General features: G+C 62.1%; 9 protein-coding genes. 4 read left to right on the top strand and 5 right to left on the bottom strand.

Translation table 11 applies throughout. The features are described from left to right. Positions 1 to 735 precede the first annotated feature (735 nt). From CAF63_RS20295 to CAF63_RS20285, 3 genes are all read left to right on the top strand, one after another. Positions 736 to 1,140, top strand: coding sequence for a hypothetical protein (locus CAF63_RS20295; protein ID WP_085688158.1), 405 nt, complete (start codon positions 736 to 738; stop codon positions 1,138 to 1,140). A gap of 40 nt (positions 1,141 to 1,180) precedes the next feature. Further along, positions 1,181 to 1,597, top strand: a complete 417-nt coding sequence (locus tag CAF63_RS20290) for an organic hydroperoxide resistance protein (protein WP_085688155.1) — start codon at positions 1,181 to 1,183, stop codon at positions 1,595 to 1,597. A gap of 137 nt (positions 1,598 to 1,734) precedes the next feature. Continuing rightward, positions 1,735 to 3,168 carry a catalase gene (locus tag CAF63_RS20285; RefSeq protein WP_085688153.1) on the top strand — a complete coding sequence of 478 codons (1,434 nt, stop codon included), beginning with the start codon at positions 1,735 to 1,737 and terminating at the stop codon, positions 3,166 to 3,168. A 57-nt stretch (positions 3,169 to 3,225) separates the two neighbouring features. Here CAF63_RS20285 and CAF63_RS20280 read toward each other — a convergent pair whose 3' ends face one another. The 3 genes from CAF63_RS20280 to CAF63_RS20270 form a co-directional block, all read right to left on the bottom strand. Then, positions 3,226 to 4,644: an aldehyde dehydrogenase family protein gene (locus CAF63_RS20280; protein ID WP_085688151.1), complete on the bottom strand. Its 1,419-nt coding sequence runs from the start codon at positions 4,642 to 4,644 to the stop codon at positions 3,226 to 3,228. 66 nt (positions 4,645 to 4,710) lie between these two features. Further along, positions 4,711 to 5,460, bottom strand: coding sequence for a creatininase family protein (locus tag CAF63_RS20275; RefSeq protein WP_039771048.1), 750 nt, complete (start codon positions 5,458 to 5,460; stop codon positions 4,711 to 4,713). A 134-nt stretch (positions 5,461 to 5,594) separates the two neighbouring features. Continuing rightward, positions 5,595 to 6,410: a helix-turn-helix transcriptional regulator gene (locus CAF63_RS20270; RefSeq protein ID WP_085688149.1), complete on the bottom strand. Its 816-nt coding sequence runs from the start codon at positions 6,408 to 6,410 to the stop codon at positions 5,595 to 5,597. Between the two features lie 134 nt (positions 6,411 to 6,544). On the opposite strand from CAF63_RS20270, the gene CAF63_RS20265 reads away from it, so the two are divergent. Beyond that, positions 6,545 to 7,759 carry a CynX/NimT family MFS transporter gene (locus tag CAF63_RS20265; RefSeq protein ID WP_085688147.1) on the top strand — a complete coding sequence of 405 codons (1,215 nt, stop codon included), beginning with the start codon at positions 6,545 to 6,547 and terminating at the stop codon, positions 7,757 to 7,759. Positions 7,760 to 7,805: 46 nt separating this feature from the next. On the opposite strand, the gene CAF63_RS20260 is transcribed toward CAF63_RS20265, so the two are convergent. Then, positions 7,806 to 8,582 (bottom strand): alpha/beta fold hydrolase, encoded by a 777-nt coding sequence (locus CAF63_RS20260; protein WP_085688145.1) that lies wholly within the window; start codon positions 8,580 to 8,582, stop codon positions 7,806 to 7,808. A 24-nt stretch (positions 8,583 to 8,606) separates the two neighbouring features. After that, positions 8,607 to 9,116, bottom strand: coding sequence for a cytochrome P460 family protein (locus tag CAF63_RS20255; protein ID WP_085688410.1), 510 nt, complete (start codon positions 9,114 to 9,116; stop codon positions 8,607 to 8,609). Positions 9,117 to 9,119 lie beyond the last annotated feature (3 nt).

Here is a 9,119-nt window from a genome sequence, read left to right as displayed (position 1 = left end):
TCAGTTGCCGGCACGGTCATTCGAATTCAGGAGGATGGCGCGGCGCGCGCGTGCAGACTCACGTTGAACGCGGGCACACGGAGAAATTCGGGGGGAGACAGGCTGGAGAAAAACGCCGCCGCGCGGTCGGCGCAGGCAACTGGAAAGTGGGCCGGATCATTGGCGACAGACGTCGCCCCGTTCATTGCATCGACGATTGCAAACCGCGTGACCAATTGAAACCTCGACTTCCATTTGAGGGTCAACGACGAGGAACAACCTGCGCGGGGATGACAGCGCCAGGGTGGTCCCGATCGGCTGCGACTGCCGGGCCTGTAGACACGCGGCAATCTTCTGGCGCCGGGTTTGTGACCCGAAGCGCCGGCGGATAATAACCACGTTTTTTGTTAGGGAGGCAAACAAAATGTAGGAAATCTGCGAAATAAATATCAGACGTCTCCTACGCGATTGTGACGATGGCAAAGAGACAGGGATGTCATAAATGCTCATACACCGCCCCGCCATTTCTTCCAGACACAGGGCATGGGAAACCACCGCAGAGTCTTGATCGGCCGACGGAAAAATCACCACACCAAGTACTGCACCGGACGAGCGCTAACAAGCGCTAACAACGCATAACTGGCAGTCATTCGGCAGTGAAGGCAGGCTTGAATCTTACCGCTGAACGCCAGGCCACCCGCGAACCGTTACGGTCGCCTCGCTCAGTCGAACGATGGTTCTGTGAGGGATTCGACCATGGCTGAAGGTTATCGCGACAATTGCCTGTGCGAGGCTGACCGGCTCGGCAACGACGAACTGTATGCCTTGGTCGCGGGCGCCGTCAGGCATGGCCGAGGTGAAGCGCAACAGCTGTTCGCGACGGTGACGCCGTTGCTCATCGCCTTTTACGAGGGTCAGGTGCAGGCCGGCCGGATCCGTCGTGAAGACACCGGCGGCCTCGTTCAGCAAGCCTTCAGGGCGCTCTATCAGGAACAGGCCGCCCATGACCCCAGCTTTCCATTTCGGGCCTGGCTGATCGAGATCGCACGCTCCACTCTGCTCAACAGCCTGGGCCATCGCGGCACTGACGCCGTGGCCACGGCCGACGCACTGGCGGGTGCGTCCGTACGTGAATGTCATGAAACCACACGGGCAACATGAACCGTCCTTCTCGCTGTGAAATGCTCTTCAGGGAATGCCCATGATCGATATCGAAAAAACCCTCTACTCCGCGCATACCTGCACCACAGGCGGCCGCGAGGGCACAGGACGCAGTGACGATGGCCGACTGGATCTCAAGCTGTCGCCACCGGGTGCGCCCGGCACCGGAACCAACCCCGAGCAATTGTTCGCCGTGTGCTGGTCGGCCTGTTTCCTCGGCTCGCTGCGCCATGCCTGCAACGCGCGCAAGATCGGTTTTCCGGCAACGGCCGGGGTCGATGCTCAAATTGACCTGGTCCACGGGGAGCACGGTTTTTTCCTGCAGGCGAGACTGGCGGTGTCGCTGCCGGAGATCGAGCCGCAAGTGGCGCAACAACTGATCGACGCAGCGCACCAGAACTGCCCCTACTCCAAGGCCACGCGCAACAACATCAAGGTCAGCATCACCCTCGCCTGATCCGTCTTTTGCCGACACCAAAACGCAATCCATTCCAACCACACCTTCGTACTATCCGGCGACACCATGGTGCAATAGATAGCGCCCGGGGCTTTTGATGTGATGACGGGATAACCGACAAAAGCCAGGAGTTGCGCATGAACAAGCTAACGACCGCCGCCGGCGCGCCAGTGGTTGATAACAACAACGTACAGACCGCCGGCCCGCGAGGCCCGATGCTGTTGCAGGACGTATGGTTGCTGGAAAAACTTGCGCACTTCGATCGGGAAGTCATCCCCGAGCGGCGCATGCACGCCAAGGGTTCCGGCGCGTTCGGCACCTTCACCGTCACCCACGACATCACCCGTTTCACCAAGGCCAGACTGTTTTCCAGCGTGGGCAAGACCACCGATGTGTTCGTCCGCTTTTCGACCGTGGCTGGTGAGCGCGGCGCGGCGGATGCCGAGCGTGACATCCGTGGATTCGCCATCAAGTTCTATACCGAGCAAGGCAACTGGGACCTGGTGGGCAACAACACGCCGGTGTTCTTTCTGCGCGATCCGTTGAAATTCCCCGACCTCAACCACGCGGTCAAACGCGACCCTCGCACCAACATGCGCAGCGCCCGCAACAACTGGGATTTCTGGACACTGCTGCCCGAAGCGCTGCACCAGGTCACGATTGTCATGAGCGACCGTGGACTGCCGCGCACCTACCGCCACATGCACGGTTTCGGCAGCCACACTTTCAGCTTCATCAGCCCGGCGAACGAGCGTTTCTGGGTGAAGTTCACCTGGAAGACCCAACAAGGCATCGAAAACCTGACCGATCAACAAGCCGCGACCCTGATCGGCGATGACCGCGAAAGCGCCCAGCGCGACCTGTACAACGCCATCGAAGAAGGCCACTTCCCGCAATGGAAGCTCTACGTACAAGTGATGCCGGAGCTGGACGCCGAGACCTACCCGATCAACCCGTTCGACCTGACCAAAGTCTGGCCCCACGCGGATTACCCGCTGATCGAAGTCGGCATCCTCGAACTCAACCGCAACCCCGACAACTACTTCGCCGACGTCGAACAAGCGGCCTTCAACCCGGCCAACGTGGTGCCCGGCATCAGCTTCTCACCGGACAAAATGCTCCAGGCCCGCCTGTTCTCCTACGGTGATGCGCAGCGCTATCGCGTCGGCGTCAATCATCATCAGATCCCGGTCAACGCGCCGCGCTGCCCGGTCAACAGCTATCACCGGGACGGCCAGATGCGCACCGATGCGAACGCGGGCAGCACCATCGGCTACGAGCCCAACAGCTATGGCGAGTGGGCCGAGCAACCGGATTTCAGTGAACCACCGCTGGCCCTGAAAGGCAGCGCTGGACACTGGAATCACCGCGAGGACGACGACTACTTCTCGCAACCGGGCGCGCTGTTCCGGGCCATGTCGCCCGCCCAGCAACAGGTTTTGTTCGAGAACACCGCGCGCTCGATCCATGGCGCCAGCGCTCAGACCCGGCAACGCCATATCGATAACTGCACCCGCGCCGATCCGGCGTACGGTGCAGGTGTTGCGCAGGCCATCGAAGCGCTGGGCTGATCCGCAATGACGAAAGCAGGGCAAGCAGGATTAATCCTGTTTGCCCTGCTGCCTTTGTCAGTCCTCCACGATGCTTTTCGCTTCAAGAAACGCCTCCAGCCCGGACACGCCAAATTCCCTGCCGATCCCCGACTGCTTGACCCCGCCAAACGGCGCCAGCAGTTCCGGCGCGATCCGGTTGATCAACACCGAACCGGCCTCCAGACGCGCAGCGATGCGTCGGCCAAGCTCCACCTCGCGGGTGAACACATAGGCCTGCAATCCGTAGACGCTGGCATTGGCAATGCGGACCGCGTCCTCTTCATCGTCATAGGCAATGATCGACAGCACCGGGCCGAAAATCTCTTCCCGGGCGATGTCCATGTCGTTGCTGACGTCGGCAAATACCGTGGGTTTCACGAAGTAGCCTTGGCTCAGGCCAACAGGCCGGCCCTCGCCGCCGACGATCAATCGCGCGCCCTGCTCCAGCCCGCGCCGGATAAAGCCCTGCACGCGATCAAACTGCGCCTGGTTGACCAACGGGCCGATGGCGGTCGCCGGGTTCTGTGGATCACCGACCACTGTCGCGTCGACCAGGGCTTTTACCCGTTCGATCACCTGCGACAAGAACGTGCGCGGCACCAACAGCCGCGTGCCGGCCACACAGGCCTGACCGTTGTTCATGAAGGCGGCATTCAGTGCCATGGGGATGGCCACGTCAAGATCCGCGTCGTCGAGCACGATGGATGCCGACTTGCCGGTGAGCGACAGGCTCACCCGCTTCATGGTCTCGATACCCGCGCGGGCGATGAGCTTCCCCGTTGCCGTGGAGCCGGTGAACGAAATCTTCGCAATGTGCGGGCTGGTGCTGATCTCGTCGCCCACTTCGCCGCCACGGCCCGAGACAATATTGATCACCCCGTTTGGCAGTTCCGCACGGTGCAAGGCGAGCGCGAGCACCTGGGTCTGCAACGGGCTGAGTTCGCTCGGCTTGATGACCGAGGCGCAGCCGCCGGCAATCGCCGCCGCCAGTTTGCTGCACACCGTACCGGCGGTGCTGTTCCAGGGTGCGAACAATGCCGACACCCCGACCGGTTCCATCACGACCATTGCCCGGCCCACAGGCCGGACAAGATCGTAGTTCTCCAGCACCTGCGCTGTGTTGGCAAAGGACTGCGACGCGTACTGGCTGACCCATTGCGCACGGGCCAACGGTGCGCCGTATTCCTCGATGGCGGTATCGCGAATTTCTTCGGTGCTCTCCAGCACCGCTGCCTGAAGGCGCCTGAGCATGTCGATGCGCTCGGCTTTCGAGGTGCGGCCCATCGTGACTTGCGCTCGCTGTGCGGCGGCGATGGCTTGCCTGGCATCATCGCGATTGGCCAGAGTCACCGTCCCGATGACGGACTCCGTCGCCGGGTTGATGCATTCGATCGTTTCGCTGCCCTGAACGGGCACGAACGCGCCATCGATGTAGCTGTGCTTGATAGTCCACATGTCGAGATTCCTAAGGGGTTGAAACAGCAACGCCCGGAACATCCGGGCGTTGATCAGGGTGACGGTTCAGTCGGGCAATGATTCGCGGCTGAAGGCTTGCACCTCCTGCACCAGACCGCGAGCGGCCATTTCCACCAGTTGCCGACCTTTTTCCGGCGAAGCCTGGGCCGGGTCCGAGCCCATGCGGCCGTCCGGGTGACGGGCGCGAAAATCCGCCGCTTCCCGGATCGGCCCCCAATTGGCGATCTGCGGCGAGTAGTCGGCCGACTTGATGGAGTCGGGGTAGGCCCATTGGGTCACAGCGATTTCCGATGGGGTCGCATGAATGCCGTGGCCGGTCGGGAACTGGTCGCGCGCCAGCTCGTTGACCCCTTCCAGATCCCACCAGTTGCACAGCTTCAGGGCGAACCCGGCTTTGCGTCGGGCGAAACTCGCTTCGGCGTACAGCTCCGAAAACGCCGCTTCGATTGACGCGATGTTGCCGCCGTGGCCATTGAGGAAAAAGATCTTTTCAAAGCCGTGGGCGGCCAGCGAACGGGTCCAGTCGGCGATGGCGGCGATGAAGGTCGAAGGCCTGAGCGAGATGGTGCCGGGGAAACCGAGGTGATGCTGCGCCATGCCGATGTTGAAGGTCGGAGCAATCAGGATGTCGGCGTTTTTCTGCGCTTCATGGGCGATGATTTCCGGGCACATCCAGTCGGTGCCCAGCAGGCCGGTCGGCCCGTGCTGTTCGTTGGAACCGATCGGGATGACGATGGTGCGGCTGCGTTCGAGGAATTGGGCGATTTCGGACCAGGTCGATAGGTATAAAAGCATCAGGATTCTCACTCTTCGAAGGTTCCTCGCGGAACGAGGCTGGGTGTTCAGTGCACCTGCAACAGCAGTGTCATTGATACCACCCGCCTCCCTTCGACGACAGAATACAAAGGTATCGGAGTCGCCGGAATGCCCTAATCGCGAACGAGAAATTCACGGGGCGATTCGCCCATCACCCGTCTGAACATCGCACTGAAGGCACTCTGGCTGGCGTAGCCCAGGTCACGGGCGGTAACGCCCACCGATTGCCCCTTGTCGAGCCGGTCGATGGCGGTCGCCAACCGCACCTGCTGCAGCCAGTGGCGGAAATTCAGGCCGGTTTCATTGACGAACAAGCGAATCAGCGTGCGCGAACTGGCGCCCACCCGGTCTGCCCAATAACCGATCGAATGGTCTTGTCCGGGGTCCTGCAGAATCGCCTCGCAGACCGTGACCAGTCGCCTGTCGACCGGCCACGGCACTTCGATCGGCAACGTCCGCGCCGCCTGCAGTTCACTGAGTATCAACGCCACGATGTGCGCGTTGCGCCCTTCCTGCGGGTATTCGATCGGCTGGTCGGCCAGGGCCAGAATCAACTCGCGCAACAGTCCGGGGATCTCCAGCACTTTGCAGTGTGGGCCCAGCCCGGCGCAGACCTGCGGCTCGATGTAGATCGAGCGCATTTTCACCGCGCTGAGCATCAACTGGTCGTGGATCATTCCGGGCGGAATCCACAGCGCCCGCTTCGGCGGCAGGATCCACAACCCGCGCTCGGTGACCACCCGCATCACGCCGTTCGAGGCATACAGCAACTGCCCGTGCCGATGCACGTGCGGTTCGTTGTACTCGCCGGTGGCCTGATCGCGCACCAGCACGGTCATTACGCGCGGCACATCCTGATAGTCGGGATAACGTTCGCTGCGCGGCGAGGATTCTCGCTTTGCGACGACCTTGCGCACCTCTTGTTTCATCGAGTGTTTTCTCCTGAAAACAGACGTTGATCGTGGTAATGCGCCGATTGTCACTTTGGCGACAAATCCTGGCATTTTCCATGGCCGGCCCATTGTTAGCCTTGCGCTCATTGTTCATCAATGAGGCCTTTCCCATGGCAATCACCCGCAATCTCTCCGGCCACCAGCAGAGCGTCACGGCGGTGATCGGTCTGCTGATCCTGTCCATCGCCCTGCGGCCGCCGATCATTTCGGTGGGGCCGATTCTGCTGTTGATCCAGCAGCACTTCCAGTTGAGCTACACCCAGGCGGCGCTGCTGACCTCGATTCCCGATGTCTGCATGGGCGTGTTCGCGCTGGTGGTTCCGAGCCTGGCCAGGCGCTTCGGAATCGATCGCAGTGTGGTTGTTGCGCTGACACTGTTGGGCGCCTCGACCTTGCTACGGGCGATCTCGCCGAATGCATTCTTCCTGCTCGGCAGTACGTTCTTCGCCAGCATCGGGATTGCCGTCGCCGGCGCGATGACCGGCGCGTGGATCAAGACCCACTTTGCGCAACGACCGGCGCTGTTCATGGGCATCTACGCCGGCGGCCTGAGTCTGGGCGCAACCCTCGCGGCGGTGCTCAGCGCGCCGATTGCCGAGCTGGCGCGGGACTGGCGGGTCAGTGCCGGAGTCTGGAGCGTGCTGTGCCTCACCGCCATCGCCAGTTGGGTCTGGATGGCACGCCGTTTTGCGACACCGGCACCCGCCGTGAAATCGCCGTCGAACCCGAGCAAACGCCTGCCCTGGGGCAATCCGCAGGCGTGGCTGATCGCGTTGAATTTCGGTGCCGGGCAATTCGTGGTCTACGCCCTCTTCGCCTGGATGGCGCCTGCCTCGGTAGAAGCGGCCACGTCGATTGTTTCCCCAGGCGTTCTGCTGGGCATTTTTACTGCAGTGTTCGCCGTCGCCAGCGTGGGTGCGGGACTGATTCCGGGCAAGGCCCACGACCGGCGCGGTTTGCTCGGATTGTCGGCGTTGCTGGCCCTGCTGGGGGTGGGCGGCATGGCGTTCCTGCCGGCGTACTGGCCGATGCTGTATGTGGTGCTCGCGGCCATCGGGCTGGGCATGGGCTTCACCGTGGCCATGACCTTGCCGCTGGATCACGCCAGCACCAGCGAACAGGCCGGATTGTGGACGGTGTTCATGTTGTTCATCGGTTACCTGATCGCCGCGCTCGGGCCGCTGTTGTTCGGTGCCCTGCGCGAATACGCCGGACACTTTGGCCCGGCGTACACCTTGCTGTTCGCGGTACTGCTGTTGATGCTCGGCATCACCCCACTGCTCAGGCTGGCACCGGCAACATCGCCGCAGGTGTCCGCTGCCTGAGCCGGGGGTGACAGACCTGCGACGCGCCTTGGCACGTCGCAGGTTTTCAGTTGGCCGCAGCGGCTTTTTCAATCAATCGGGCCACCGGTGCCGGGTTCGACACCATCACCACGTGAGAGCCGCCCTTCACCACTTCGACTGCCTTGGCATCTGCACGCTTGGCCATGAACGCCATCGCCTGGGGCGGGATGTTCTTGTCCTTGTCACCGTAGATGTACCACGACGGAATGTGTTTCCAGGCAGGCGTTCCGGCCTGCTCGTTCAGCGCTGCTTCGGTGACCGGGCGCTGGGTCGCGGCCATCAGGGCCGCTTGTGCAGCAGGGACGTCGGCGGCGAACTGATCGTGGAACTTGCTCTGCTGGATGTACAAGTCCTTGCCACCATCGGCCAGTGCAACGGGTGGTGCCAGCGTTGGTCCGAGCGTGCTGCCGGGAAACTTGCCGGCCAACCCGGCGACGGTTTCACCCGCCTCGGGGGCAAAGGCACTGACGTAGACCAGCGCTTTGACATTGGCATGATCGTTGGCCGCATCACTGATGACGTTGCCGCCATAAGAGTGACCGACCAGCACCACCGGCGACTGGATGCTGCTCAGCAATGCCGATACCGCTGCGCCATCGCTCTTGACGCCGCGCAACGGATTGGCGGCGGCGATCACCGTGTAGCCGTCCTTCTCGAGAATTTTCGCCACGCCGTTCCAGCTCGACGCGTCGGCAAACGCGCCGTGCACCAGCACGACCGTGGGTTTGGCGGTTTGGGCGAAGGCATTGGCGCCCAGGCACAGGCCTACAGCGATACTCAGCGCAGTCAGTGTTTTTTTCATGTGGATGTTCCTCGTATGACGGATTCAGGGAGCGTATCGGGTGAAGACAAAATCGTGGTTTTGCACCCGCGCCTGATGGCAGGCAAAACAGGTCTGGTGCTGGGCTTCGTCGGTGGGTTTGCCGTTGATGAACCGGCCGAATCCCCAGCCACCGGTCGAGGCGTATTTGCGCGAATCCTTGACCATCACCTGAACGGTGGTGGCCGCCCCCGGAATCGAGGCCGGCTCGAATTCCGGCGACTGCACGTGTTTCCACGCCAGCTTCACCAGCACCGTGCCGTCGGGAAACGGCAGCGTCTTGCTCTGGTAAGCCTTGATCGCCCGGTCATTGCCCAGCACCGCGCGCAGTTCATCCAGCGGCGCGGCCTCCTGAGCAGGAGCAATCAGCGCCCACTGGCGATAGTTTTTCGGCAGCTTCACGCCGTAGATCGGCGAGGCATCGCCGTCATCGGCCTCGCCCAACGCGACACCGGTGGCCGCCAGTGCCGCGAGCGCAATCGCCGCTGGCAACACGGCCCAATGGTTGAATTTCATGGT

The sequence above is a fragment of the Pseudomonas sp. B20(2017) genome (genome assembly GCF_002113125.1).
Taxonomy (GTDB): Bacteria; Pseudomonadota; Gammaproteobacteria; order Pseudomonadales; family Pseudomonadaceae; genus Aquipseudomonas.
Note: the sequence above shows the minus strand (reverse complement) of the source record. Positions and strands in the feature narration are given on the sequence as shown.